The sequence below is a fragment of the Alkalimonas delamerensis genome (assembly GCF_030717955.1).
Classification (GTDB): Bacteria; Pseudomonadota; Gammaproteobacteria; order Enterobacterales; family Alteromonadaceae; genus Alkalimonas; species Alkalimonas delamerensis.
In genome coordinates this window covers 145,389-172,333 of the sequence record NZ_JAUZVY010000006.1, presented here as the reverse complement: position 1 = coordinate 172,333, position 26,945 = coordinate 145,389, and the positions used below count along the sequence as shown (strand labels likewise).

The following is a 26,945-nucleotide window of genomic DNA, read 5'->3' as shown; positions in this document are numbered from 1 at the left end:
ATGTCGACCTTACCAGCCTGGGTACTGGCCCCCATCAGTTTTGCTTTGTTCGCCTTAAATCTGGCGTTCTGGGGGAGCATTGTGCTGGTGCTCAGTCTGCTGCGTTTGCTGCCGCTGGCACCCTGGCAGCGCTTTTGTGGCAAGGTCGTGCACGGCTGCTACCATCAGTGGATTGGCATCAATACTTTTTTAATCAAGCTGGTAAATAATCTGGATTGGCAGGAGCAGCTGCCAGCAGAAGGCCTCAGTCACGAGCAATGGTATCTGATGATTGCCAACCATCAAAGCTGGCTGGATGTGGTGTTATTAATGCAATTTACCCATGGCCGGATGCCGCTGCCGAAGTTTTTCTTAAAAGAAGAGCTGCGCTGGGTGCCTTTTGTCGGCATTGGCGCTTGGGCATTGGATATGCCTTTTATGAAGCGTTACAGCCAGGCCTACCTGGCCAAGCATCCGGAGCTGAAAGGGCAGGATATCGACAGCACCAAACGTAGCTGTGAGAAGTTCCGCCACCAGCCGACCACCATCATCAACTTTGTTGAAGGCACCCGCTGCAGCAAAGCCAAACAGCAGCAAAAGCAAAGTCCGTTTACACATTTGCTGCCACCTAAAGCCGGAGGCATAGCCTTCACCCTGGCCAGCATGGGCGAGCAGTTTGATGCCATCCTCGATGTAACCCTGATTTACCCCGACAATCCGAAGCACATCGTGCTGGCGATGCTATCCGGTAAGTTAAAGCGGGTGGTGCTGCAGGTCGAGCGCTTGCCGGTTACCGAGCAGCTAATCGGTGATTATTTTCATGACGAGGCCTTTCGTCAGCAGTTCCAGCAGTGGCTCAACCAGCGCTGGCAGCGTAAAGACCAGTTGATCACCGACTTTCATCGCTCGGGTCAGTGCTTAACTACGCTGGCCGAGTCGCGCGCCGGCTCCGGTTAAGGCTTCAGTCGTTCGGCGCGCAGCATCAAATTTCGCGGTGTTTGCGTCATCTCACAGAAAGTCCCTACCTCCACTTGATAGCCTTGTTGCTCTAAGAACAAGGCTCTGTCGAACAGCAGCCAGAGTTCCAGCGGCCGCTGAAACAGATGCCGGACCAGCTCAATGCGGCGTACCAGTCGGGCATGTTGGCGCCCTTGCTCCAGAAAGCGGGAGAAATCCAGATCACCTGGCAGCGTCAGTTGATGCTGCTGCGCGGCCCAGGCAGCAAAGTCTTTAAACTGTTGGCTAAAAATCTGTTTGCTGACCGAGGCCAGTGGTCGGTAAGTTGCATCACCGGTCAGTGTTGCCCGCAGTGCCTGCCAGCTTAAACGCCACTCCACTTCCTGCTGCCTGAGCCTGGCAATGCGGGCACCGGCAGTGACCTGGCCTTGTACCGCCAGCTTTAAATCGTGCTGGCTCAACACCAGATCGTGCTGCTGCGCCAGCTGACTGAGAGGTTGATACCGTGGTGTCGGGATCAAATGGTAGCAGCAAGGTACCAGTTGCAGTTGCTGACAGCCCCGGCTGCTGGCCGAGCGCAACAGTTGCAGGTGCAGCTCGCCACAGGCATGCAGCGCCAGTACCTGATGTTCAGGTTGCAGCATCGCCAGGCCTTGTGCGGAGAGTGCATCGGCGGTAACAAAGCGCTGCGGTAGCTGGTACTGATCTGCCAGGGCCTGGCCTTGCTGGCACAAGGCCTCTTGCCACTCCAGGCTGAGCACCTGACGCCGTTGACTAAAAGCTAGCATCCGGCCCAAGTGGCCTTTGCCTGCGCACCACTCCACCACTTCAGCATTACTTTCTGGTACCAGCGCACAAAATTGCTGAATTTGGCCAATTTTGCGGCCGGGAATGCCATTGCTTAGCCAAAATGGTAGCTCAGGCTCTGGCCGTAACGCGCTAAAAGCAGGCAGTGGCGCTATGCTGGCAAGCTCAGGAAAAAGATCGGCGAAAAACTCACCTCTGGCTGCTGGATCGCTGTCGAGCGTGGCCACTTCTGCATCAGACAGGCTGGTCAGACGGCTGCTAAGTTCAGGCGCTTGCCAAGGCAACGCATTGCAGGCAAAAGGCATCAGTTGCCAATAGGCCTGATAACGGCTCAGCAGCTGATGCAGCTGAAGAAAATGAGCCTGATGCGACATAATGGGTCCTTGCGATTGGGGCGGCTTTGCCTGCAGCTAAGAACTGCATTATAGTGGCTGGAAAGATGCACTCAACCGGAATTGCCCTCGATGACCGAATTGGTTCGAATTCTTCATGTGGAAGATGATCCTTCCATTCAGCAAGTCGCAAAAATTGCCCTTGAGGCTGTGGGTGGCTTTGAGGTTTGCAGCTGCAGTGGCGGCCAGCAGGCACTGCAGCAATTCGCAGATTTTAGCCCGCAGCTGATCCTGCTGGATGTGATGATGCCGGGCATGGATGGGCCAGAAACGCTGCGCCAGTTGCAACAGCGCTTTGATTTAAGTGCGATCCCGGTGGTCTTTATGACGGCCAAGGTGCAAAGCCACGAAGTGCAATCCTACAAAGACCTGGGAGCGGTCGATGTGGTGGTTAAACCCTTCGACCCGATGACCTTATCGGATCGTATTCGTCAAATCTGGTCTGAATCATTCAAGTAGCATTTAAATCTCTTTGACTTTCCGTGTTTTTCATTTATAAAATCGCTCGCTTTTTATCATCTTTAAAAAAGGGAGCTTTACTATGATGCAAAAAATAACAATTTCGGTCTTAGCGTTCTGCGTATTGGGAGCTGCTCAGGCTGAGGAAGTTAAAAATTTTAGTGTGAGCGCAGTTTCTGCTGCGACAGTTTTATCCTACAAAGGTGGCGCCGATGATGACTTTAGTGGTTTTGGTGCCAGCTTTTTCTTTACCATTCATGATGATGGCAGCAAGCAGTGGGCTGGTCGTGCATCCTATGCTTACATGAGTCATGATAATTTTTCATCGGTTAGATTGCATGCAACGGATTTTAGTGCAGTCTGGGGCTCAAACTTGAACCGCGTTGGCTTTAAGTGGGGGATTGGTGGCGGTTTGTTTAATGATAAAGTATCTGGTCCTGCACGAAGCTTCACCTTTAATGGTCTGCAGTTAACCGGTGGTTTGGGCTATAACTGGGATAGCGTTAGCCTGGCACTTTGGATGAACTTACGTCCAGGCTCTGCCTACAAAGGCGATGGCTTTAAAGCAGAATCTGCTGCCAATGTAGGCCTGGAGCTGGGCTTCCGCTTTTAACGCCACAGCGGATTGAATGCTACCTGGTGATCAAGCCAGGTAGCAAAACCATTAATACAACAAGCTGTACAGCTTGCGCCGGTACTGGCTGGCAATCGCATCGCCTTTGGGTAAAGCAGCCAGGATATCCAGATACAGTTTCTTGCTTTCCGAAAAGTTTAAGTCCTGCTGCAAAATACCATAGAGCAGCTCCAGCGCTTCAGCCGAGCGTTTGACTTGCTGGTATTGCACTGCCAACTGCTCCTTTAACTGCATATCGTCCGGCGCTTTGGCCAGAGCGCTTTCAAGCGCCTGAATTTCCGGGGTATCGGCCGCCTCTTTAGTCAGGGTTAGCTTGGATTGGACGGCTTTAAAGTCAGCATTCTGATCCTGCAGTAGCACGGTCGCAAGCAAAGCTTCAGCTTGCTCCAGTTGGCCCAACTCGACCGCACAATCGGCCAGCAGCAATTTGATGTCCGGCCGCTCCGGTGCCAGTTGCAGGGCTTCACTTAGCAGTGGAAAGGCGTCTTGCTGTTTGGCCTCACTCAACAACGCCAAGGCTTGCTGCACCAGCTCGTCTTCTGGTTTGGGCAGGTAAGCCGCTAACTTGTCGTCCAACTCAGCGTCATTCAATGGTCCGGCAAAACCATCGACCGGTTGACCATCTTTGATGATTAAGGTGGTGGGCAGGGCCTGAATGCCGAATTGCATCGCCATTTGCTGCTGCTCATCGCAATTGACCCGTGCCAGTAGCAGCTGGCCGTTGGCCTTACCAATACGCTGGCTCAATTGCTGATCCAGTTGCAAGGATTCCTGGCTTTGCGCCGACCAGAATAAAAACACCACCGGTTGCTGCTGGGAGGCTGTTAGCAGCTCTCGGACATTGTCGATATTGACATCAAAAATCACACTGGTAGACACGGTTGTTCCTTGGTAACAGGCAATGACTTTACTATGAGGACAAGACCTGCATTTTACAAGGTCAGAGCCTGCCGCAATTGCTGGAAAAAACCAGCAAAAGGCATCGACATCGGGCCAGTGATCACGTACATTAAAGCCATACCCGTCGTCTTTCAAAATGCACGGGTGTTGGCTGCGCCTGTTCACCCCAATCACTTAGTACAGCTAAGCTCATGGGGATTCACAGGCTTGCCGCCTACGTGCATTTCGAAATCCATAGGGTAATACAGACGGCTTAAAACAATACAAGCAGCCGCAGCCGCCAACGAAGCGGCACCTCCAACCAGCCACGTTCAATAACAACTTTGCCGCCACAGGCAAGGTTAGACTCAATCGCCTGCTGCATGCAGGTCGTTTTGCTTTGCATTACACAGAACCAAAAGAGAATGAAGCGATGACAAGCCAGAATACCAAACCTGAGATGCTGTCTGGCGCCGCCATGGTAATCCGTGCCCTGGCCGATGAAGGGGTAGAGTACCTGTATGGCTACCCGGGTGGCGCTGTCCTGCATATTTACGATGCGCTGTTTCAGCAAAGCAAAGTCAAGCATGTGCTGGTGCGCCACGAACAGGCCGCGACCCATATGGCCGATGCGTACGCCCGTGCCAGTGGCAAAGCCGGCGTGGTACTGGTCACCTCTGGCCCTGGTGCCACCAATGCGGTGACCGGCATTGCTACTGCCTACATGGATTCGATCCCGATGGTGGTGCTGACCGGTCAGGTGATGAGTCACCTGATTGGTGAAGATGCTTTTCAGGAAACCGACATGCTGGGCATTTCCCGCCCCATTGTAAAACACAACATGTCGGTACGACGGCCGGAAGATATCCCCTACCTGATCAAAAAAGCCTTTTACATCGCGCAAAGTGGCCGGCCAGGCCCTGTGGTGCTGGATATTCCGAAAGACATGACCATGCCCAACGAGCGCTACCCATACCAGTATCCGGAGTCGATTAAGCTGCGTTCTTACAACCCGACCGCCGCTGGTCATCCGGGGCAAATCAAAAAAGCGGTCACTGCGTTATTAAAAGCCAAGCGGCCAGTCATTTATGCTGGCGGCGGGGTCATCATGGGCCAAGCAGCCGAAGAACTGACGGAGCTGGCGCGCAAGCTGAACTACCCGGTGACCAATACCCTGATGGGCCTGGGCGCTTACCCGGCCGCCGATCGGCAGTTCGTGGGCATGCTGGGCATGCACGGCAGCTACGAAGCCAACATGACCATGCACCATGCCGATGTGATTTTGGCGGTTGGTGCCCGTTTTGATGATCGGGTCACCAACAACACCAAAAAATTCTGCCCGGATGCCACCATCATCCATATCGATATCGATCCGGCCAGCATTTCCAAAACCATCAATGCCCATATTCCGATTGTTGGTCTGGTAAAACCGGTGCTGGCAGCCATGCTGGCACAGTTGGAGCAAAAGAAAGCCCAGCCGGACGCGCCTGCGCTGGCGACCTGGTGGCAGCAGATTGATGAGTGGCGCGCTGTGCATGGCGGTCGTTACGACAACGATACGCCAGTGTTAAAGCCTCAGGCGGTGATTGAGGCGGTCAGCCGCATTACCAAAGGCGAAGCCTATGTCACCAGCGATGTAGGGCAGCACCAGATGTTTGCCGCTCAGTATTATCAGTTCAACAAACCAAACCGTTGGATCAACTCGGGGGGCCTTGGCACCATGGGCTTTGGCTTGCCAGCCGCGATGGGCGTGAAGCTGAATTACCCCGATGCCGATGTGGTCTGTGTCACCGGCGAAGGCTCGATTCAGATGAACATTCAGGAGCTGTCCACCTGCAAGCAGTACGGCCTCGGTGTGAAAATCATCAACCTTAACAACGGTTACCTTGGGATGGTGAAGCAGTGGCAGGACATGAACTACGAGTCGCGCTATGCCAGCTCGTACATGGACTCGTTGCCGGACTTTGTCAAACTGGCTGAAGCTTACGGTCATGTCGGCATTCGGGTCACCAAACCGGAAGAGCTGCAGCCGGCGCTGGAGCGCGCCTTTGCCAGCAAGGATCAACTGGTGTTTTTAGACATTCATGTCGATCCAAAGGAGCATGTGTATCCCATGCAGGTTCCCGGTGGAGCCATCAATGAGATGTTCTTAAGCAAAACAAAGAGGACTTAATCATGCGACATATTATTTCTGTTTTGCTGGAAAACGAGCCGGGCTCATTGGCGCGGGTGGTGGGCCTGTTTGCGCAGCGGGGTTACAACATCGACTCGTTGACGGTAGCACCGACCGAGGATGCCACCATGTCGCGGCTGACGCTGGTGACCCATGGCAACGATCAGGTTATTGAGCAAATTACCAAGCAACTGCACAAGCTGATCGAGGTGGTGAAGCTGCAGGATTTAAGCGAAAGCGCCCATGTCGAGCGCGAGCTGATGCTGATTAAGGTTAAAGCCACTTCAGGCGAGCATCGCGATGAAGTCAAACGCTGCGCCGATATCTTCCGCGGCCAGATCATCGATGTCACCGCTAAAACCTACACCATTCAGGTGGTCGGTACTTCTGACAAGCTGGATGCCTTTATCGAGGCATTGAAAGGGGCCAGCATTATCGAGGTAGTGCGCTCCGGTGTTTCCGGCATTGCCAGGGGTGAGAAGACACTGGCGCTTTAACTGGTCGGGTGTGGTTTCGTTGGGCCGGCAGGATAGATGTGATCCCCGGCCTTTAATTAACTGCTTGTAACATTGTTTCATGATATTTTTAAATAAATAGTCTATGATGATGCCATCGATTATTTTTTGGTTGCATCAATGCTATGATTAGACAACTTCTGCCTATTGCTGCCCTGGTATTAACCGCTTGCAACAGCAGCAAAGACCCCGCTGAGCAAGTACAGATTACCTACACTGCCTATGGTGTGCCCCATATTGAAGCCAGCAGTTATCGTGGTTTGGGCTATGGTGTTGGCTACAGTCAGGCTGCTGAGAATCTATGCACCTTGTCTGAGCAGGTTTTGAAATTACAAGGCCAGCAGGCACGTTATTTTGGACCGGGTCCCAATCAACACTTTGTGCTGATGGATGTGGGTTACCGTGGACTGAATTTGCCAGAGATGGCGGCGGAGCGGTTAGCGGATTTGCCGGAAGATGCCCGGGCTGCTCTGAGCGGTTATGTTGCAGGCTTTAATCAACGTTTGAGTGAGTTTGACACTCCGGCAGCCTATCCCAGTCCTTGTCGGGGTGCCGACTGGGTGCAGCCAATTTCGGAGGTTGAGCTGTTGGCTTATCACATGGATCTGGCCCTGCTTGCCAGCAGCCGTAACTTTTTAACTGCCATGGCCGCTGCCCAGCCACCGGCAAGTGATGCAGGGATTGAGCTGGCCCTGAATCCATCGCAGCTGTTTAGTGCCAATGGCCTTGGCAGCAACGGCTGGGCATTGGGGGCTGAGCGCAGTGCTGGTGCCAAAGCCAGTTTGCTAGCCAATCCGCACTTTCCCTGGGACGGGGAGCTGCGCTTCTTCGAGCAACACCTGACCATTCCCGGCACCCTGGATGTAATCGGTGCCAGCATGATTGGCATGCCGGCGGTTTTGATTGGTTTTAACCAGCAGCTTGGCTGGACTCACACAGTGTCGCAGGGCAAGCGTTTTACCCTGTATCAACTGGAGTTGGAGCCCGGCAACCCGATGCGCTACCGTTATGGCGACGAGTACCGGGACATCACGCCACAACAGGTTTCCGTTGAGATTCTGCAAGCCGATGGCAGCCTGGTCAGTCATGAGCACACCCTGTACCACAGTCACTTTGGTCCTTTGGTCAATTTAGCCAGTCTGGATCCCAGCCTGGGCTGGACCAGCCAAAGTGCGGTGGCGATTAAAGACGCCAACCTTGGCAACAGCCGGATGCTGCAGCAGTGGCTGGCGCTGAATAAAGCCACTACTACCGCTGAATTCTTTGATGCCTTGGCGGAGCACCAGGGCATCCCTTGGGTCAATACCCTGCTGGCCAGCCGTGAAGGCACCGCCAGTTACGTTGATGCTTCTCAGGTACCGCGTTTACGCCCGGAAGCAGAGCAGGTGATGCGTCAGGCAATCAATGAGCCGCCACTTTCGGTTTTGTGGCAAGATGGTGCCGGTAGTTTGTTGTTGCCTGGCAATAACCCTGTGTTTGCCTGGGATGACAGCGGTGAGACCCGCACTCCTGGCCTGGTACCTCTGTCGGAAGCACCGAAGCTGACACGTAACGATTATGTGTTTAATGCCAACAGCAGCCACTGGCTTAGCCATCTCACGGAGCGGCTGGAAGGTTACAGCCTGGTGTACGGACCAGAGCAAAGCATTCGCAGCCCGCGGACCCGTTACAACGCCCTCTTACTGACAAGCCCTTTGGTCAGTGGCAACGATGGCCAGTTTGATCTGACGGCTTTGCAGCAGTTGCTGGATCACAATGGTTCCCTCTTTGGCCAGACGTTGCATCAACCGTTGTTGCAACGTTGTCAGGCCGCCCCTGTGCTGCAATTGGAAGAGGCGGTGGATTTGACGCCCGCTTGCCAGGCACTGGCACAATGGGATGGCCAGTATCAGCTAACCAGTCAGGGAGCGCTCATAATGCGTGAGTTTTTAGCTGAGTTTCGGGTACCTGGCCATCGGAAATTGGCCGATACCTTGTTTGCGGTACCCTTTGATCCTGCGCAGCCGGTAGAGACGCCAGCCGGGCTGGCGCCGGCGGTAGAGCCCGCCGAGCAGGACCCGGTTTTACTGGCACTGGCCTCAGCGCAGCTGCGCTTGCAACAAGCCAACATCAACCCGCAGGCGGCACTTGCCGATGTACAACACTTGGTGAAGGCCAGCGGTCAGCAGCCGATTTCGATGCATGGCGGCTATTCGTATGAAGGCGTCTTTAATATGGTGGAAGGGGTGGCACAATCACGCAGCACCTCGCGCCTGGTCACCATCGTCACCGGTCAAGCCCGGCCAGATCGTTCGCCTATGATGCAATTGGAGGACGGTGCATACGGTTACCGCACCAACTACGGTAGTAGCTATGTGCTGGCATTGCAGTTTACTGAGCAAGGCCCTCAAGCCAAGATGCTGCTGGCCTACAGCCAGTCACACGACCCTGAGTCGGTGCACTTTGATGATCAAACCCAGGCATTTAGCCAGCTGCAATGGCGGCCGGTGCTGTTTCGGGCTGAGGACATTGCCGCCAATCAGGTAAAGCAACTGCTGCTTACCTTGCCGCAGCAAGATACGCAATAGCAGGGGTTAGCCCAGCAACTTGCTGTACCACAACAAAAACAGCAGCGCGAAGCCAAGCAGATACAAGAGGCCGAGCCGGCTCCACCACACCAGCAGCGCCGGCAGTGGCTGGCTGCTGTGGCGGCGCATCAGCCGGTAATTCAGCCAGGCAAAGACTGGGGTGGTTAAAAAGGCCAGCGTCATGGCAAAGGTGAGCATGGGGCCAAGTGCTGAGCGAAAGAACAGCACAACCGCCATCCCGGCCAGCGCTTGCGCCAACAGCCAGCCCTGGTAGCTACGCCTTTGGCCACGCGGATGCCAACCAAGCAAAGTAAAAGATTCATTCAGGGTGCGGGCATAGCCATCCAATACCGTAATGGTGGTGCCAAACATGCACAAAAATGCAACCGCTGCCACCAAAGGCCTGGCCCAATCCCCGATGGTACTGCCATACATCCCAATCAATTGCTGAGCAAAGGCCGCCCCCGCCAGCGCAATGGGCTGATCGCTGCCGTATTGCACCAAGGCCCCCAAGGATACAAACACCAATGCCAGCGCAGCCGTCAGCCAGTAACCAAGGTTAAAATCAAACAGCCCTTGTTCCCGGCTGATTGGCTGCTGCCGCTGCTTGGCTGTGAGCCACAAGGAGTTAATGGCCGATATTTCTATCGGGGCTGGCATCCAACCCATCAGCGCCACTAAAAAACCCAGCATCGCCAGTTGCCAGGGGCTTGGTCCCTGAAAATCGGCGGGTGCCATGGCACCATTCAGCGCGGCGATGACGGCTGCCGTGATGGTGCCAAGCGTCAGCAAGACCATAATCAGCTTGGCGACTTTATCCAGCGCCCGGTAATGTCCCAGCAATAAAATCAGCAAACAAACAGCCAGAATCAGCCAGCAGAGCAAGGTTACTGAGACGGACCAGGGCAATGCATAGTGCAGCAAACTGGCAGTGAGCAGCAAAACGCCTGCGGTATTGACCACAGCCGCTATCAGATTCAGCACGATAAAGCTGTAAAAGTAACCGCGGCCTTTGCGCTGATAGCCTTGCAGCAAGCTTTCGCCCTGCTCCAGAGTGTACTGCACACCAAAGCGAAAAAAGGGGTATTTCAGCAGATTGACCAGCAAAATCAGCCCCAATAACTGCCAGCCAAAGAGTGCGCCAGCCTGGGTGGAAGCCACCAGATGCGAGCCACCAATCGCAGCGGTGGCCATCAGCAAGCCGGGGCCGAGAGCCGACATTTTGTGTTTGAGTGTCAAGAGCATAGCGCAGCAGTAATCTGATTTTAAAGAAAACATCTTAGCAGTATACCGGGCTGTACGTCAGTGGCATTTTCCAATCTTTCTGGCCTGACAAGGACTGTCGGATCCGTCATACTAAGGTCACTCAATCGAATCTAGGATCCCGCGATGGACGATGCTCAGCTTGATCAAAGCCTGTTGTTCGAAGTGATTGAAAATCAATTGGCCGATCGTTACCCGAAAGAAACCACTGAAACCCTGATGCGGCTGCAGCTGACCGGGCATAGCCGGGAGCAAGCCATTGAGCTGATTGCCTGCGCCCTGGCGCCTGAGATGGAAGCGGTGATTGAGCGCAAAGAGTCATTCAATCTGACCCGTTATTGCCAGCACCTGGCGCTGCTGCCCGATACCCCCTGGCTGGTATAACCCATTCTTTGTTCGCGTCAACCTGAGGTTGGCGCATTCCAGTTCCGCTGTCTATAGTTGTATAGCTACCTCACTACAATGTCTTGCACCCATGTTGGTGCGTCTAGAGTTACAAAAAACTGGTCGGGAGTCGTTATGATACGTTCAATTAAATTGGGCCTGCGCTCAGCTTTGGCATTTGGCCTGGTTGCCGCTTTGACACTGCTATTGGGAATCAATGCCATTATGCAGATGGAGCGGGTTGAGGGATACACTGAACAATTGGTGGCAGTCGACTTTCAGGCGGCCAATGAAGCAGGCAATTTACGCCGGGACCTGATGGCCCTGGTGATTCAGTCGCATCGTATTCGCACCGCGGAGGACGCTGCTGAGCTGCGGGACTTGATCGCAGAAGCAGAGACCTTGACCCAGCATTATCAGCGAGACAGTCAGCGTTTGGCGTCTTTGCTGCCAGATAACCAGGCGCAAGGGGCGCTTAGGACCGCAGATCAGCAATTTGAGCGCTACCAGAACAGCTTTCAGCAGCTGGTGCAGCATGTGCAAGCCGGTCGTGCTGCTGAGGCGCGGCAGCTGCAGACCGATGGTTTACGCGAGCAGGCGGATGATTTAATGGCTGCCATCGACACTCTGGTTGATCGTATTCTGGCCAATGCGGCAGCGACAGAGCACGAGGTTGAGCGAGTCTCCGATCAGGCACAACTGCTGTTAGGGCTTGGTCTGGTAATAGTCTTGCTGCTAAGCGGCCTTTTTGCCTGGTTGTACACCCGTAGTGTCACGGCACCGATGCAGCAGGCGGTGCAGCTGGCCGAAACCATCGCTCAGAACGATCTCACCCAAAGCTTTGAGGTGGAAGGAAAGGACGAGCCGGCAGCCATGTTGCAGGCGTTGCTGAATATGCAGCAAAGTTTAAAGGAGAACTTGCGTCACATTGCACAATCGGCCAGCCAGCTAGCAGCAACCTCGGAAGAGCTGAGTGTGGTAACCGAACAGTCCACCGCCAACTTGCATACGCAAAGCAGTGAGTTGGAGCAGGCGGCGACTGCGGTCAATGAACTGACCGCCGCCATCGATAATGTAGCGCAAAGTGCTGCCGAGACCTCTCAAGAGTCCGATGCGGCCGAAGTTGCCAGTAAGCAGGGGCAGCAAAAAGTGCAGCAAACCATGCAGACACTGAATACGCTGGTTTCAGGCATTGAAAACAGCCTGAGTGGCGTCGAGTCCCTGGCGAGCCGGGTGCAGGATATTGGCTCTTTGCTGGATGTCATCCGCGCCATTGCCGAGCAAACCAATTTATTGGCGCTCAATGCTGCCATTGAGGCAGCCCGGGCAGGCGAAAGCGGCCGGGGTTTTGCGGTGGTCGCCGATGAGGTCAGAGCCCTGGCTCACCGGACTCAGGACTCGACCAAGCAAATTGAAGCCATGATCGATGCGGTGCAGCAAGAAACCAACAGCACGGTAACGGCCATCACGCAAAGCAATGAGTATGCAACGAGCACAATGCAGGCGGCTTCGGAAACGGAGGAAGCCATCCAGCAGGTGACGGAGGTAATCGACAATATTAATCAGCAGAATGCCGCCATTGCTGCTGCCGTTGAGCAGCAATCCATGGTATCGAAAGAAGTCGACTCCAACTTGACCACCATTCAGGATTTGTCGACACAAACCGCTGCCGGTGCCAATGAAACCAGTGCTTCAAGTCAGGAACTGGCCCGGGTTGCTGAAGAGTTGAATGGCCTGGTGGCGAACTTTAAAGTAGCCTGATTATTTTTGGGTGTGCAAATCCACCATTTTTTGGTGGGTTTGCGCATTTTAATTGGCAGCCCTGTTTTTTTAAATTAGTAAGCCCATTATTTTTAAGGGATTTTTACTTTGGCCTGAATTTTGCCTTTGGTAAGTGGCAGGATAGACTTCACTACCAACACGAGGATTTAGTTATGTGGAAAGCAACAATCGCCATATTGGCACTGAGCTCTGCTTTGGCGCTTGGCTCCAATGTGGCGCAGGCTTCAGAGCGCTGTGCATACAGCTCAGAGCAGCAGTTGACGCTGGCGGATGTTCAGCGTTTGCAGTTGGTGCTGGCGTCCGATCAGCTGACTCTTACTGGTGGAGCGAACCAGGAAGTGCAGGTGCATGCCAGGCTTTGCGCGTCATCGCAAAAACGCTTGGATGAATTGAAGCTGGAAAGCCGTCAGCAAGGGAATTCGATCCGGCTGCAGCTGTTGCCAGAGCGGCGCTCCAATCAATTTAGTTCAGGCCTCTTTCGGCGGGGTGGTAACTACGGCTGGTTCGATTTGACGGTGCAGGTGCCGGCAGCCATGCTGCTTGATCTGACGCTGAGCTCTGGCTCGGCCACGATAGACAATATCGCCGGCTTGGATTTGGTGCTGAGCTCGGGCCGGGTTCGGGCCACTCAGGTTGCTGGTCCTGTCAGCAGTACCGTCTCCAGCGGTCAACTGACTCTGAGCGATGCCGGTCCGGTTCAGCTGAATGCACTGTCGTCTGGTCAGGTGACATTGCGTCAGGTGGGCGCCGTGCAGGCCAGCAGCGTCAGTTCAGGCCAGCTCAGTATTGAACGCGCAGCGGGTGATGTAACACTGAACAGTCTGAGCTCTGGTCAGCTCCGGGTCAGTGATGTGCAGGGCTCTGTTCGGGTGGATCGCATCAGCTCCGGCTCGGCCCGGGTCAGCGATGTGCGTGGCAATGCAGCCTTTGGCTCCATCGGCTCCGGCAGTATTCGGGCAGAGCGCATTGGTGGCGATCTCAGCCTGGATCGCAAAGGCAGTGGCTCGGTGCGGCATCAGGGCGTTCAGGGTCAGGTACGTTTGCCGTAGTGCCCATGAGTGCAGAGCCGTCGGTCGTTGTGCTGAAGGCTCTGGCATTTTATCGGGCTATTATCCATACTCAAAAACCGTTCCTGCTTGAGAATTGCCATGCCATTGCTGCGCTGGGTTTTGTTGTGCTGTGGTTTGCTGCCTTTGCAGCTGCAAGCCTGTTTGCTGCAAATGCAAGCTCAGCATTTTCCGCCCCGTTTTATCAAGCAGGAAACAGAGCAGGGTGAGGTGCGTTGGCAAGGCTTTAATGCCGAGCTGTACCACGCCTTAGCACGACGACTGGATTGCCAGGCCGAGCTGCTCGAAATCCCCTGGGGAAGAGCCCTGCAGATGCTGGCAGAAGGCGAGCTGAGCATGATGAGCAATGCCTCCTGGAATGAAGAGCGAGCAGCCTTTGCCCATTTCATAGGTCCGGTGAGCATGGAGCGCACCCTGGTGGTGGGCCCGGTAGCACTGCAAGGCAAGGTTACGGATTTAAGGCAATTGACTCAGGTCCCCGGGCAGATCAGCCTGATGCAAGGGGTCTATTATGGCTCGGATTTTGCGCGCGAGGTCGAGCAAAACCCAGCCTTGCAGCAGCGGCTGGCTTACGTCAGCACCAGTCAGCAAAAACTGGAGCTCTTGCTGCGTGGCCGGGTTCAGCTGACTTTCGAAGACAGCCTGACTTTGCAGCAGCTGTATCAGCAGCAGGTGCTGGACCCGCACGATTTTATCGCACTTTTTACCCTGCACGAAAACCCGGTTTATCTGCTGGTCAGCAAAGCTCAGTTTGATCCGTCACAGCTGGCGCAGCTGGAAGCTGCCTGGCAGCAGCTGGTCGATGATGGCACTTTGGCCGAGCTGAAACAGCGCTATTTCGACACCTCTCCATAACCAGCCACCTTTGATTGGGCTCTGTCCTTAGGCGGCCTGCGGACAGCCAAACTTTCCCGATTTTGGTGCAAATGACAGGTTAATTTGAGGCTGCATACGTATTCATCTTGTTTACCTGCACCAACTTGGCCATAACAGAATGGCTCTGCAGGCATGACCTCGCAGAGCTGGGTGGTCTGTTCGGTATGGATGATCGCGTCTGGAGACGCAGGGGGTAGCAGCAAGGACAAAGTCGTAGGACGGCAGGGCATGATGCCGCACCAATACAACTACAGGCCGAAAATACACCGATTATTTTCAGGTGCTCCAATGCAAACAAACAAGAAATCCTTCCTGGCGCATTGCCTTCGCCAAAGTCTGGTCGCCCTTGGCGCCTTCTCACTATCCTGTAGCCTGCAAGCCAATTCATTGCCGCAGATCCCGGCAGAGCAGGTCAACAATACCATGTATCAGATGTTCTACTGGGATGCCTATCCCGGACTTTGGGCCGATCTGCCAGCCATGGCGGAACCATTGGCTGAACGGGGGATCACCTCCATGTGGCTGCCGCCGGCGGCAAAAGGCATGAATGGCACCAACAGCGTTGGCTACGATGTCTATGACTTCTGGGATCTGGGCGAATTCTACCAAAAAGGGACCATCGCCACCCGTTACGGCACCCGCCAGCAGCTGGACCAGGCGCTGAGTGCTCTGGATCAACTGGGTGTTCAGGCCTATTTTGATGTGGTCTTTAACCACCGCATGGGCGCCGATGCCCAGGAATACATTCCTGGCTATGGACTGGCCTGGACCGAGTACCAGCTGCAGGGTCGGCAGGTGCATTATACCCAGCAAAACTGGGGCTATTTGTGGCACGACTTTGACTGGAACTGGACCGCGTTTAATGGCTCCGACAATCAGTTGTATCCTGGTAAATGGTGGGGCAATACCTTCCACTTCCCTTATTTGATGGGCGAGGATGTCGATTACAACCGCTTTGAAGTGCAGCAGGAAATGAAAGCCTGGGGGGAGTGGATCATCAACAGCGTTGGCTTTAGCGGCTTTCGGATGGATGCCATCGCCCATGTCGATACCGATTTTACCCGTGACTGGATCAATCACGTGCAGTGGGCCACCAGTGAGGATGTGTTCTTTGTCGCTGAAGCCTGGGTCAGCGATATCAACGGCTATCTGGATGCCGTCAATACGCCGCATTTGCGCGCTTTTGATTTCAATTTGCGCGAAGACTTTGTTGCTTTAAGCAGTGGCAGCAAAGACATGCGCTGGTGGGGTGGTCTGGTCAATAGCCAGCACCGTGATCGGGCGGTCACCTTTGTCGATAACCACGATACCAGCCGGGCCGGCAACCCTTATGGCATGCCGCAGGTGATCAACTACAAGAACCAGGCCTACGCTTACATTCTGTTGCGTGAGCATGGGGTGCCGACCGTGTTTGCCCGCGATTACGACGAATTTGGCATGGCGCCAACGCTGGATAAACTGATTGAAGCGCGCCGTTACTTTGCCTATGGCCCTGGCCATGAGTACTCCGGCAATACTGAAGCCGTCTATGCCTATGTGCGCGAGGGGCTAAGTACTGTGCCGGGCACCGGTTTGGTGATGCTGATGTCGGGTCGTAACTGGGGTGGTCAGCAGTCGTTCACCATCAACAGCCACCAGCCGAATACCACCTTTTACGATTACACCGGCAATGTCAGTGGCACCGTAACCACCAATGCGCAGGGCTATGGCAGCTTCCCGGTCAATATGACGGAAAGTACCGGTTGGTCAGTCTGGGTACCACAATCCATTGGTGGCACTCAGCCGGGAACCATTACCCTGCGGATGACCAAGGATGTTGGCTATGGCTTTTCACTGTTCTTCACCGGCAGCAGTGCGGAGCTGACCAATTGGGGCGGCGGTGTTGAAGGCACCTGGACATCCGGTAATGTGTGGGAAGTGACCATCCCGGATCCGGGCAACTTTGAATGGAAAACCCGTAAAGGCCCAACCGGTGGCAGTGGTCAGGACTGGGAAAGTGGCAGCAACCACAATCAGAACAATCTGCACCCTAGCTTTAATGGTGGCTTTTGATAGCACAGGTGGGTAAAACAACAAGGGCGTAATCTTTTGAATTACGCCCTTTTCTTGGGAGGCAGGTTGTGCTTTTGTGCTCTTACCCTGCCGTTAAAAAAGTCCGGTAACTCTGATTATCACTGACCAAACGGTATTCATAGCCCAGGGTGTTTAAATGCTCGGCGATGTCATAGTGTTCCGCTACTTCAAAGCCTGCCAGCACATCGCCGGTGGCGGCGCCGTGGTTGCGGTAGTGAAAGAGCGTGATGTTTTGGTGCTCGCCCAGCGTATTCAGGAAATTCATCAACGCGCCCGGGTATTCCGGGAAGCTGAACTGATACACCTGCTCGGTCAGCGGTCGCGGTGGCAGGCCGCCGACCATATGGCGGACATGCAATTTCGCCAGCTCGTCATCGGATAAATCCAGAAAGTCGTAACCTGCCTCGCTAAGAGCTTGCTTCACGGCATTCAGCTCTTGCACTCCATGCCGTAATTTGATGCCGACAAAAATATGGGCTTTGTGATCGCTGGCGTAGCGGTAGTTAAACTCGGTGATGGCCCGCCCGCCCAAAGTCTGGCAAAAGCGGCGGAAGCTGCCGGTCTGCTCCGGGATGGTCACAGCCAGCACGGCTTCTTTTTTCTCGCCCAGCTCGCAGCGCTCCGAGACATAGCGCAGGGTATCAAAGTTCAGGTTGGCGCCGCTTAACACCGCCGCCAGTTGCTGATTGGGCGCGGTACCGGCCTGCTGGCTGTATTTCTTTAACCCCGCCAGTGCCAGCGCACCGGCTGGTTCGGCCACTGCCCGCAAGTCATCAAAGATGTCCTTGATGGCGGCGCAGATTTCATCGCTGCTGACAGTAATAACAGCATCGCAATACTGCTGCGCCAGTTTGAAGTTTTCGCTGCCAATGCGCTTGACCGCTACCCCATCGGCAAAAAGACCAACCCGCTCCAGCGTCACCGGAGCACCGGCTTTTAGCGCGGCCTGCAAACAGTTGGCATCGTCCGGCTCGACTCCGATCACTTTCACATGCGGTAATACCGCCTTGATGTAGACCGCCATGCCGGCCAGTAAACCACCGCCACCGACCGGAATAAAGACTGCATCCAGCTGATTGTGCTGAGTCAGCAGTTCTTTCGCGACCGTGCCCTGACCAGCAATGACATCGGGATCGTCAAACGGTGGAATGTAGCAGGCCCCTTCGGTTTCGGCCAGCTCCATGGCAAAGCGGTTGGCCTCATCAAAGCCGGTGCCGTGTTGCACCACCTTACCGCCTAATGCTTTGACCGCCGCCACTTTGATTTCCGGCGTGGTGATTGGCATCACGATGGTGGCCTGCAGGCCCAGCTTGCTGGCCGACAGCGCCACCCCCTGTGCATGATTACCGGCCGAGGCACAGACTACCCTTGCGTCCGGGCTGTGCTGCTTCACTTTGTGCAGCTTGTGAAAGGCACCACGCAGTTTAAAGGAATACACTGGTTGCTTGTCTTCGCGCTTAAGCCACACCTGTTGCCCCAGCCGCTGGCTTAGCTTGGCCATCGGCTGGGTCGGGGTTTCCACCGCCGCCTGATACACCGGCGACAGCAAAATCTCGCGCAGATACTGCTGCATCACATCGGTATCTGTCGGGGCGGGTTGTGCTGTTGCCAGGTTATTCATTGCTACTCCGTTGACTTAATAACTGCTAACTACTTTTTGACCTGTTTTTTCTAGCCGCTGCATCCATGTCTCGAGCGGAGACAGGGAGCAACTAAGCGGGGCCTGTACGGCATGGATGCCGGACAAGAGGGTACAGGGAAGTATTTACCCCGTCCCCGCGTGTTGCTGCCTGTCTCCGCTATGCTGCGTACTAGCCTTCCAGTTTCGACAAATCCCGCACCGCGCCCTTATCGGCGCTGCTGGCCAGCATGGCGTAGGCTTTCAGCGCATTGCTGACCACGCGCTGCCGATCCAGCGGTTTCCAGGCCTTAGCACCTTTGGCTTCCATCGTGGCGCGGCGCTCAGCCAGTTCGTCATCGCTGATGGCAATGGCAATTTTGCGACCCGGAATATCAATCTCAATCCGATCGCCTTCCTGAACCAGGGCTATGGCACCACCACTGGCGGCCTCTGGCGAGACGTGGCCAATGGACAAGCCGGAGGTGCCACCGGAAAAACGGCCATCGGTGATCAGCGCGCAGGACTTGCCCAGCCCCATCGACTTCAGATAACTGGTCGGGTACAGCATTTCCTGCATGCCAGGCCCGCCTTTCGGGCCTTCGTAGCGAATAATCACCGCATCACCGGCCACGACCTTGCCAGCCAGAATGGCGGCAACGGCGTCGTCCTGACTTTCAAAGATCCGCGCCCGGCCATTGAATACCAGACATTCTTCATCCACCCCGGCAGTTTTCACAATGCAGCCATTGGGTGCCAGATTGCCGCTCAGTACCGCCAGGCCACCATCTTGTGAATAGGCGTGCTCTTTGCTGCGAATGCAGCCTTGTTCGCGGTCATCATCCAGGCTGGGGTAACGGCAATTCTGTGAAAAAGCCTGGGTGGTGCGGATGCCGGCCGGGCCGGCCATGTAGAATTGCTTCACCTGTTCGTGCTGGCTGGTTTTGATGTCCCACTTGGCCAGCACCTCACCCATGCTGCCACCACAAACATGGCCGGTGCTTGGGTCCAGCAAACCGGCGCGGTTTAGCTCGGCCAGAATGCCCATCACGCCCCCGGCGCGATGCACGTCTTCCATATGGTATTTCTGGGTCGAGGGTGCGACCTTGCACAGGTGCGGCACTATCCGCGATAACCGGTCAATATCGGCCATGCTGAAATCCACCTCGCCTTCCAGCGCTGCGGCCAGCAAATGCAGTACGGTGTTGGTGGAGCCGCCCATGGCGATATCCAGCATCATGGCATTTTCAAAGGCAGCCTTGCTGGCAATGCTGCGAGGCAAAGCGCCGGCATCGTCGTTTCGGTACCAGCGGTTGCACAGCTCCATAATGCGGTAACCGGCTTGAACAAACAGCTCTTTGCGATCGGCATGGGTGGCCAATAGGGAACCATTGCCGGGCTGGCCCAAGCCCAGCGCTTCGACCAGGCAGTTCATCGAGTTGGCGGTAAACATGCCGGAGCATGAGCCGCAGGTTGGACAGGCGCTGCGCTCGATTGCTTCGCTGTCGCTGTCGCTGACCTTGGGATCGGCCGCCGATACCATGGCATCGACCAGATCGAGCTTGATGATTTGATCCGACAACTTGGTTTTGCCGGCTTCCATTGGGCCGCCGGACACAAAGATCACCGGCACATTCAGCCGCATGGCAGCCATCAGCATGCCGGGGGTGATTTTATCGCAGTTGGAGATGCACACCATGGCATCGGCGCAGTGGGCATTGACCATGTACTCGACCGAATCAGCAATCAGCTCGCGCGATGGCAAACTGTACAGCATGCCGCCATGGCCCATGGCAATGCCATCGTCCACCGCTATGGTATTGAACTCTTTGGCGATGCCGCCGGCCTCATTGATGCTGGCAGCGACCAGCTTGCCTAAATCGCGCAGATGCACATGACCGGGTACAAACTCACAAAATGAATTCACCACCGCGATAATGGGCTTGCCGAAGTCGGTGTCTTTGACGCCGGTGGCACGCCACAGCGCTCTGGCTCCGGCCATGTTTCTGCCTTCGGTGACGGTGGCGGATCGTAATTTTGGCATTGCGTGGATACTCCCTGATGCCGCTGGGCATCGTTAACATTAGCAAACAAGTTGAAATCAGGCCCGCAGCGACGCCAGTTGCTCGCTGTGCAGCTCCAGTTGTTCGACATCGACCAGCTTATTCAGTTGGCTGGTCAGCAGATGGATTGGCTTGTCACTGGCAATCGACAAGGTCAGCAGCAAACCGGCCTGGCTGCTTTGTGGTTTCATCTCCAGGCCGGTTAACTGAAAGCCGCGGTAACGGGTGACTTGCAGCACACGCTCCAGCACTACCGTCTGGTTTTTGGTTTGGATGGTCAGTACATGGTTCATTGCGGTCTCTCCGTTAACATGTCTTCATTAGCGGCTCCTGGTGGTACCAGGGGCCAGACGTTGTCTTGCTCATCAATCCGTACATGCAGCAAATAAGGGCCGGGCCAGGTCAGCATGGCCTCTATGGCATCGGCCACTTCGTCTTTGCGGCTGATGGTGTGGCCCGGTATCGCAAAAGCGGCGGCCAAGGCGACAAAATCGGGATTGTCCGATAAATCGGTTTCGCTGTAGCGCTCGTTGAAGAACAGCTGCTGCCATTGCTTCACCATGCCAAGGCGTTGATTGTCGATGATTACGATCTTGACCGGCAGCCGAAAACGTTTGATGGTGCCCAGCTCCTGCACATTCATCATAAAGGAGCCATCGCCACTGACGGCCAGCACTGTATCTTCTGGCCGGGCCAGCTTGGCACCGATGGCGGCCGGCAGGCCAAAACCCATGGTACCCAAACCACCACTGCTTAAATGATTGCGTGGGTGATTAAAGCGCATGTGCTGCGCCACCCACATCTGATGCTGGCCGACATCGCAACAGACCACGCTGTTATCCGGCAGGCGGTCGCTGAGCTGCTTTAACATCAGCGGCGCATAAATCCGCTCGCCCGGATGATCGTAGCGCCAGCCGTGCTGCTGCTTCAGCGCCAGGCAGTGCTCCAACCAGGGTTGGCACTGGGTCGCGACCGTCATCGCAGGCAGCAATTGCTGCATTGGGCCCAGCATGGCGCAATCGGGTTGGCGCAGCTTGTTGATTTCGGCCGGGTCGATATCCAGCTGGATCACCTTGGCATCTGGGGCAAAGCTGTCCAGCTTGCCGGTGACCCGATCATCAAAGCGGGCCCCCAGACAGATCAGCAAATCGCATTGCTGCACCGCCAGATTAGCCGCTTGAGTGCCATGCATGCCCAGCATGCCCAGATAATAGGGGTTGTCCTTAGCCACCGAGCCCATGGCTTTTAAGGTGGTGACCGATGGCATGGTGCTTTTGGTTAAAAACTGCTGCAATTCAGCGATGGCTCCGGCCATGTGCACGCCACCGCCGATGTAAGCCATCGGTTTTTTCGCCGCAGCGATCAGCGTTCTGGCCCGTTGCAGCTGCTCAGTGGGCAGATTGGCAACTGTGCTGGCGGTGGGTGCGGCGACCGGTTTCAATGCACTGCCAACGTCGGCCAGCTGAATGTTTTTTGGAATGTCCACCAGTACCGGGCCGGGGCGGCCACTTTGCGCCAGGGCAAAGGCCTGGTGCAGGGTGTCTTCCAGTGCATCGATGTGCTCCACCAAAAAGCTGTGTTTGGTGACCGGCAGGCTCAGCCCCAGCACATCAATTTCCTGGAAGGCATCGGTACCCATCACGCCCTGTGCTACCTGACCGGTGATCGCTACCAGCGGCACCGAGTCCAGCAAGGCATCGGCCAGCGAGGTGATTAGATTGGTCGCGCCAGGGCCCGAAGTCGCCAGACAGACACCCACCTTGCCGGAGCTGCGGGCATAGCCTATGGCCGAGAAAGCACCACCTTGCTCATGCCGACACAAATAGTGCTTAATTGGGCTTTGGTAGATGGCATCGTAAATCGGCATGATGGCCCCACCGGGGTAGCCGAAGATGCTGTCTACCCCGTGTTGCTGCAACACCTTCATGACCAAATCTGCGCCTTTCATCGTTGTTCCTCTGGACTTATTCAGCCCGCTTTTTTAAGGCCCGGAAACGAAAAAACCCCCGGTCCTTGCGGAGCGGGGGTTTTCTGGAATCTGGTTATTTAGCTGGTAAATTCCAAACGCAAGCCCCCGCAGCGACTAATAATCACCACGACTACGAGGACAATAATGTTCAGAACGGTTGCTAAACGCATTTTGTAATTCTTCACTAACTCTAACGGTTAATTGGGGCTGTGGTGAAAAACCACGCCAGTTGCTTATATAAATAGCCGTCTATCAGTCTGAAGTCAACGATTTTTTCTGTTGACAGGCAATTTATCGCAAAAAAGCCGCTTTAGAGCGATTTGCACAGCTTCTGTCTGGCGGAGTACACTGCAGTTATCGGCCATTGCCAGCGAGCCCGGATGGATCAGTTAGAGCTGTTTGATTTGCCCAACCCCTGCATTGGGGTCTGCGAAAGCGATAACCGCGGTTATTGCAAAGGCTGCCTGCGCTCTCGCGAAGAACGCTTTAACTGGCCACAAAAGCCGGTAGCGGAAAAAGCTCGAATTTTAAAGTTGCTGGCACAGCGGAAAAAACGACGGCAGCAAATCAGTATGCATTCGCAACAAGATAACAAGACTCAGCAAGTAGAGGAGGCTCTGGCATCCGATCTCTTTGCTAACCCACAACGAAAGTCATGAGCAAGCCGTTTGAATATGTCACTAAGCCTGTAATTTTTCCATCGCATTAAAATTACAATTTACCTATTGCTTATTTTGCATTAATTCTTGTATAAGAATTTGTATGAACGGATCATTTCGTTCAATGAGGATTTTTATTTTATTAGAATTCCTGTCCGAACCGTATCTGTGACCAAAGATTTATATATTATTTAAGGGGTTATTGTGAACAATCGAACCTTCCGCTCAGCTCGAGCGGTTTTTGTGGTTGGTATCATGGCGGCGGTAATGGCAGGCTGTGCCACAACGTCATCGCAAGTTATTGAGACACCCAGAGTGGCCAGCTATGGCACTCACTACAGTGGTACAAAAAGCAATTTGGTGGTTGGGCAGTTTGTTAACCGCTCAAGCTTTCAGAATGGCCTGTTCTCAAATGGTGTTGACCGACTGGGCAACCAGGCGAAAACCTCGCTAATGAGCCATCTGCAACAGACGAACCGTTTTACTGTGATGGACCGAGACAACATGCAGTTGCTGTCCGGCGAGGCAGAGTTGACGGGAGTTCAGCAATCGTTGAAAGGTGCCCGTTATGTGGTGACGGGTGATGTGACCGAGTTTGGGCGAAAATCCATTGGTGACAGACAGCTTTTCGGCATTCTGGGCCGGGGTAAATCGCAAATTGCCTATTCAAAGGTCACTTTAAACGTGGTGGATGTGACCACTTCGGAAGTCGTTTATTCCGTGCAGGGTGCAGGCGAATACAGTTTATCTGAGCGCGAAGTTATCGGTTTTGGTAGCACGGCCAGTTATGATGCAACTTTGAATGGCAAAGTTCTCGACTTGGCTATTCGTGAAGTGGTCAATAAGCTGGTTGCAGGGTTAGAATCGGGACAGTGGCAGGCTGAATAAGGACATTTGGTATGAAAAAATTGATAGTAATAATCGGCGTACTTGTGCTGCTATCGGCATGCAAGACAACCGATACACTCTACTACCATGGTGAATACAACAAGCTGGTTTATACCTATTTCAAAGGGGATAGCGCGGCACCTCAAGAACAAATTGCAGCCCTGCACAACATCATTCAAACGGCTGAATCAAAAGGTAAGCCCGTAGCTCCTGGCGTGCATGCTCACTTGGGATTGCTTTACTTCGAGTCAGGGGATGATGCAATGGGACAGCAGCATTTTGAGTATGAAAAAACGCTATTTCCAGAGTCCGCTCAATACCTGGATTTTTTATTAAGCTCACGGAAAGGAGTCTGAGATGCAATGGTTGAAGTTCGCCCTTGTGGGTGCTGTTTTGGTTTTGTCTGGCTGCGTGAGTATGCCGCCTGCCCATGATTACAGCGCTTTTCGCAGTGCCGATCCCCACTCGGTTTTGGTGCTGCCACCTATCAACAATAGCGTTGAAGTAATTGCCCCCTACAGCTTGATGTCTCAAGTCACGGGGCCTATTGCTGAGTCAGGTTATTACGTTTTTCCGGTCACCCTAGTTGAGCAAACATTCCGCAATAACGGCTTGACTGAAGCTACAGATATCCATGCTGTTGCGTTTGAGAGAGTGCATGAAATCTTTGGCGCGGATACCGGTTTATACCTAACGATTGATCGATATGGTACCAGCTACGCTGTATTGTCGAGTGACACTGTGGTAGCCATTTCGGCCACCTTGGTGGATTTACGGACTGGCACGGTTTTGTGGCAAGACAAAGCAACTGCCTCATCAGCCGAAAACCGTGGCAACAGTGGTGGTGGCTTGGTGGGAATGCTGATCGAAGCCGCAATGAATCAAATTATCGAAACCATCACCGATCGTGGTTTTGATATTGCTGCCATGAGCAGTAACCGTTTGTTATTTGCCGAAGGACACAATGGCTTGCTCTATGGGCCTCGCTCTCCCAAATATGGCCAGCCCGCCCCAAGTGAGCGGAAAAATTAACGGTATAAAGCTTCAAGATGGGGTATGTTTGCAAAGAGCCGCTGTGTTTTCACATCGGCTCTTAACTTCTTGTTGAGGTAGCTGTATATACAAACCAGATCGTTTGATAAAGAAGCCGCTTAAGCTTTTTTGTTAATCAAACTCAGTAAAAACAGCAGCACCACAGCACCAATGGTGGCCATAATCAAAGTGCCAAGTAGGTTGGTCGGCCCAAGCCCCAATGCAGAAAACACCAGACCGCCAATAAAAGAGCCCACCACACCGACCACAATATTAACCACCAGACCAAATCCCCGGCCTTTCATCAATTGCCCGGCCAACCAGCCTGCCAAGGCGCCAATCAATAAAAAAATTATAAAGTTCATGCTATCTCCCTGAATACGCTAAGAAACCTACTTAGCATAGCGGATGCTGGCTTCGATTGCCTACGATTATGCTATTTTTTTCCGCTCATCCTCAGTGAGCAAGCGATACTCCCCCTCCGCTAAATCATCCGGCAGCTGAAAATCACCGATTTTTTCGCGGTGCAGCCGCACCACTTTGTTGCCAACAGCAGCAAACATCCGTTTCACCTGATGGTAACGGCCTTCGTGAATAGTCAGCAGAGCTTCGCGCTCAGCGATGACTTCCAGCTCGGCGGGCAGAGTGGGCTCTTTTTCACCGCGCAGCAAAACGCCTTCGGCAAACTGTGCTGCCACATCGGCTGGAATGGGATCGGCCAGCCAGACCCGGTAGGTTTTGGCGACATGGTGTTTGGGCGAGGTGATGCGGTGCAGCCACTGGCCATCGTCGGTAATCAGCAGCAAGCCAGTGGTATCGAGATCCAGTCGCCCCACCGGATTGAGTGACTCCAGCGCCGGCTCATCCAGCAGCATCATCACCGTGGGATGCTCCGGATCATCGCTGGAGCAGACATAGCCAGCCGGCTTGTGCAGCACCAGATAACGGGGACCAATCAGTGCCAGCGGCTCGTCATCCAGCGTAACGACAGCGTCCGCCTTGAGCTGGGTGGCTCCTTGCTTGCAAGGCTCGCCATGGACCCCGACCCGCCCCTGACGGATCACTTTGGTGGCCTGAGAGCGGGTCAGGCCGGTGCAATTGCTGATAAATTTATCCAGGCGCATACATCTTTATCATGATAGAGAATCATCGGTGTAGTGTAATGAATTGGGAAGAAAAATGCTTGTTCAGCTTCAATTAAGCCCAGGCCGCTAGGCTAAAAGCTGTTCAATGATGAGGAGTGTGAGCTATGCGTGTCACTTTGTTGTTATCAGCGGTTGTCACCGCGTTCAGCTTGTCGGCAGCTGCCGGCGATTGGCCGGGCCACCGTTTTGTTGAAGCAAGCTTTGTATCCTTTGAAGATAAGTTTGATGGGCAGCGTAATGACTTCAGTGGTTATGACTTAAAAGGCTCCTTTTTAATTAACCAGCATCTGTTTGTTGCTGGCGAGTACAGTCGGGTGGAAGATACGGTGCGTTTTTCCGATGGCTACGACAATTATCGTATCTACAATCGCGCCATCGGCCTGGGGGTGATCACGCCGGTAGCACCTAATACGGTGCTGGATCTGGCTGGCTACTTTGGCAGTTTCCGGCTGGATGAAAAAATTGTTGATGGCAACGTCACGATTTTGGAAAAGGATAAGTACGACTATTTAAAAGTGGAAGGCACGCTGCGCAGTATGATCACCCCTGATGTCGAGCTTTATGGCCGTTTGGGGTATGTGTATTTGGATGAGCCGGGTATTGTGGATAAAAACCAGTTTACCCAAGCCATCGGCTTGCATTACTTTTTAAGCCGCAATCTGTCCTTTTTGGCTGAGTTTGAGCGCGGCGACTTTCTGGGGGGCACTTACACCCAGGGCCGCCTTGGGGCGCGCTTTAGCTTCTAGAGTTTGGGCGCGCTTTAG

The 26,945-nt window shown here is 54.2% G+C and carries 25 protein-coding genes; 16 read left to right on the top strand and 9 right to left on the bottom strand.

Features of this window, described 5'->3' with window-relative positions:
* On the top strand, positions 1–936 hold the full coding sequence (yihG, locus tag Q3O59_RS13900) for a 1-acylglycerol-3-phosphate O-acyltransferase, YihG family (RefSeq protein ID WP_305946157.1): 936 nt from the start codon (positions 1–3) through the stop codon (positions 934–936).
* Here the strand turns inward: yihG and Q3O59_RS13895 are convergent.
* Positions 933–2,117 carry a class I SAM-dependent methyltransferase gene (locus Q3O59_RS13895; RefSeq protein WP_305946156.1) on the bottom strand — a complete coding sequence of 395 codons (1,185 nt, stop codon included), beginning with the start codon at positions 2,115–2,117 and terminating at the stop codon, positions 933–935. The genes yihG and Q3O59_RS13895 overlap by 4 nt on opposite strands.
* Before the next feature lie 90 nt (positions 2,118–2,207).
* Between Q3O59_RS13895 and Q3O59_RS13890 the strand changes: the two genes are divergently transcribed.
* Positions 2,208–2,594, top strand: a complete 387-nt coding sequence (locus Q3O59_RS13890) for a response regulator (protein ID WP_305946155.1) — start codon at positions 2,208–2,210, stop codon at positions 2,592–2,594.
* Between the two features lie 82 nt (positions 2,595–2,676).
* Positions 2,677–3,207: a hypothetical protein gene (locus Q3O59_RS13885; RefSeq protein ID WP_305946154.1), complete on the top strand. Its 531-nt coding sequence runs from the start codon at positions 2,677–2,679 to the stop codon at positions 3,205–3,207.
* A gap of 51 nt (positions 3,208–3,258) precedes the next feature.
* Here Q3O59_RS13885 and Q3O59_RS13880 read toward each other — a convergent pair whose 3' ends face one another.
* Positions 3,259–4,107 (bottom strand): co-chaperone YbbN, encoded by an 849-nt coding sequence (locus Q3O59_RS13880; RefSeq protein WP_305946153.1) that lies wholly within the window; start codon positions 4,105–4,107, stop codon positions 3,259–3,261.
* A gap of 433 nt (positions 4,108–4,540) precedes the next feature.
* On the opposite strand from Q3O59_RS13880, the gene Q3O59_RS13875 reads away from it, so the two are divergent.
* The 3 genes from Q3O59_RS13875 (at position 4,541) to Q3O59_RS13865 (ending at position 9,362) form a co-directional block, all read left to right on the top strand.
* Positions 4,541–6,280 carry an acetolactate synthase 3 large subunit gene (locus Q3O59_RS13875; protein ID WP_305946152.1) on the top strand — a complete coding sequence of 580 codons (1,740 nt, stop codon included), beginning with the start codon at positions 4,541–4,543 and terminating at the stop codon, positions 6,278–6,280.
* 2 nt (positions 6,281–6,282) lie between these two features.
* The gene (gene ilvN, locus Q3O59_RS13870) at positions 6,283–6,777 is read left to right on the top strand and encodes an acetolactate synthase small subunit (protein WP_305946151.1); all 495 of its coding nucleotides are present in this window, start codon (positions 6,283–6,285) and stop codon (positions 6,775–6,777) included.
* Positions 6,778–6,920: 143 nt separating this feature from the next.
* Positions 6,921–9,362: a penicillin acylase family protein gene (locus Q3O59_RS13865; protein WP_305946150.1), complete on the top strand. Its 2,442-nt coding sequence runs from the start codon at positions 6,921–6,923 to the stop codon at positions 9,360–9,362.
* Between the two features lie 6 nt (positions 9,363–9,368).
* On the opposite strand, the gene Q3O59_RS13860 is transcribed toward Q3O59_RS13865, so the two are convergent.
* The gene (locus Q3O59_RS13860) at positions 9,369–10,583 is read right to left on the bottom strand and encodes an NRAMP family divalent metal transporter (protein WP_305946149.1); all 1,215 of its coding nucleotides are present in this window, start codon (positions 10,581–10,583) and stop codon (positions 9,369–9,371) included.
* A 168-nt stretch (positions 10,584–10,751) separates the two neighbouring features.
* Between Q3O59_RS13860 and Q3O59_RS13855 the strand changes: the two genes are divergently transcribed.
* The 5 genes from Q3O59_RS13855 to Q3O59_RS13835 all read left to right on the top strand — a co-directional run bounded on the left by Q3O59_RS13855 (position 10,752) and on the right by Q3O59_RS13835 (position 16,786).
* Complete coding sequence (locus tag Q3O59_RS13855; protein ID WP_305946148.1) at positions 10,752–11,009, top strand: hypothetical protein; 258 nt, start codon at positions 10,752–10,754, stop codon at positions 11,007–11,009.
* A 135-nt stretch (positions 11,010–11,144) separates the two neighbouring features.
* Positions 11,145–12,770, top strand: coding sequence for a methyl-accepting chemotaxis protein (locus Q3O59_RS13850; protein WP_305946147.1), 1,626 nt, complete (start codon positions 11,145–11,147; stop codon positions 12,768–12,770).
* A 173-nt stretch (positions 12,771–12,943) separates the two neighbouring features.
* Positions 12,944–13,840, top strand: coding sequence for a DUF4097 family beta strand repeat-containing protein (locus Q3O59_RS13845; protein WP_305946146.1), 897 nt, complete (start codon positions 12,944–12,946; stop codon positions 13,838–13,840).
* A gap of 99 nt (positions 13,841–13,939) precedes the next feature.
* The gene (locus Q3O59_RS13840) at positions 13,940–14,713 is read left to right on the top strand and encodes a substrate-binding periplasmic protein (RefSeq protein ID WP_305946145.1); all 774 of its coding nucleotides are present in this window, start codon (positions 13,940–13,942) and stop codon (positions 14,711–14,713) included.
* A gap of 309 nt (positions 14,714–15,022) precedes the next feature.
* Positions 15,023–16,786, top strand: a complete 1,764-nt coding sequence (locus tag Q3O59_RS13835; protein ID WP_305946144.1) for an alpha-amylase domain-containing protein — start codon at positions 15,023–15,025, stop codon at positions 16,784–16,786.
* An 82-nt stretch (positions 16,787–16,868) separates the two neighbouring features.
* Here the strand turns inward: Q3O59_RS13835 and ilvA are convergent, their stop codons facing one another.
* The 4 genes from ilvA to ilvG all read right to left on the bottom strand — a co-directional run bounded on the left by ilvA (position 16,869) and on the right by ilvG (position 22,436).
* Complete coding sequence (gene ilvA, locus Q3O59_RS13830; RefSeq protein ID WP_305946143.1) at positions 16,869–18,428, bottom strand: threonine ammonia-lyase, biosynthetic; 1,560 nt, start codon at positions 18,426–18,428, stop codon at positions 16,869–16,871.
* Between the two features lie 190 nt (positions 18,429–18,618).
* Positions 18,619–20,469, bottom strand: a complete 1,851-nt coding sequence (gene ilvD, locus Q3O59_RS13825; RefSeq protein ID WP_305946142.1) for a dihydroxy-acid dehydratase — start codon at positions 20,467–20,469, stop codon at positions 18,619–18,621.
* Positions 20,470–20,526: 57 nt separating this feature from the next.
* The gene (gene ilvM / locus Q3O59_RS13820) at positions 20,527–20,781 is read right to left on the bottom strand and encodes an acetolactate synthase 2 small subunit (RefSeq protein WP_305946141.1); all 255 of its coding nucleotides are present in this window, start codon (positions 20,779–20,781) and stop codon (positions 20,527–20,529) included.
* Entirely contained in the window at positions 20,778–22,436 is a 1,659-nt protein-coding gene (gene ilvG, locus Q3O59_RS13815; protein ID WP_305946140.1) for an acetolactate synthase 2 catalytic subunit, read from the bottom strand. Before ilvG ends, ilvM begins: the two co-directional genes overlap by 4 nt.
* A 401-nt stretch (positions 22,437–22,837) precedes the next feature.
* On the opposite strand from ilvG, the gene Q3O59_RS13810 reads away from it, so the two are divergent.
* The 4 genes from Q3O59_RS13810 (at position 22,838) to Q3O59_RS13795 (ending at position 25,036) form a co-directional block, all read left to right on the top strand.
* Positions 22,838–23,116, top strand: a complete 279-nt coding sequence (locus tag Q3O59_RS13810) for a DUF1289 domain-containing protein (protein WP_305946139.1) — start codon at positions 22,838–22,840, stop codon at positions 23,114–23,116.
* A 255-nt stretch (positions 23,117–23,371) separates the two neighbouring features.
* The gene (locus Q3O59_RS13805; protein WP_305946261.1) at positions 23,372–24,004 is read left to right on the top strand and encodes a CsgG/HfaB family protein; all 633 of its coding nucleotides are present in this window, start codon (positions 23,372–23,374) and stop codon (positions 24,002–24,004) included.
* A gap of 11 nt (positions 24,005–24,015) precedes the next feature.
* On the top strand, positions 24,016–24,360 hold the full coding sequence (locus Q3O59_RS13800; protein WP_305946138.1) for a DUF4810 domain-containing protein: 345 nt from the start codon (positions 24,016–24,018) through the stop codon (positions 24,358–24,360).
* Position 24,361: 1 nt separating this feature from the next.
* Positions 24,362–25,036: a DUF799 domain-containing protein gene (locus tag Q3O59_RS13795; protein WP_305946137.1), complete on the top strand. Its 675-nt coding sequence runs from the start codon at positions 24,362–24,364 to the stop codon at positions 25,034–25,036.
* Between the two features lie 119 nt (positions 25,037–25,155).
* On the opposite strand, the gene Q3O59_RS13790 is transcribed toward Q3O59_RS13795, so the two are convergent.
* Together Q3O59_RS13790 and rsuA are read right to left on the bottom strand one after the other, a co-directional pair.
* Entirely contained in the window at positions 25,156–25,401 is a 246-nt protein-coding gene (locus tag Q3O59_RS13790) for a GlsB/YeaQ/YmgE family stress response membrane protein (RefSeq protein WP_228592997.1), read from the bottom strand.
* Positions 25,402–25,467: 66 nt separating this feature from the next.
* Positions 25,468–26,160 carry a 16S rRNA pseudouridine(516) synthase RsuA gene (rsuA, locus tag Q3O59_RS13785; RefSeq protein WP_305946136.1) on the bottom strand — a complete coding sequence of 231 codons (693 nt, stop codon included), beginning with the start codon at positions 26,158–26,160 and terminating at the stop codon, positions 25,468–25,470.
* Positions 26,161–26,285: 125 nt separating this feature from the next.
* Here rsuA and Q3O59_RS13780 point away from each other — a divergent pair, with 125 nt between their 5' ends.
* Positions 26,286–26,927, top strand: coding sequence for a hypothetical protein (locus tag Q3O59_RS13780; protein ID WP_305946135.1), 642 nt, complete (start codon positions 26,286–26,288; stop codon positions 26,925–26,927).
* The last annotated feature ends 18 nt before the right edge of the window (positions 26,928–26,945 follow it).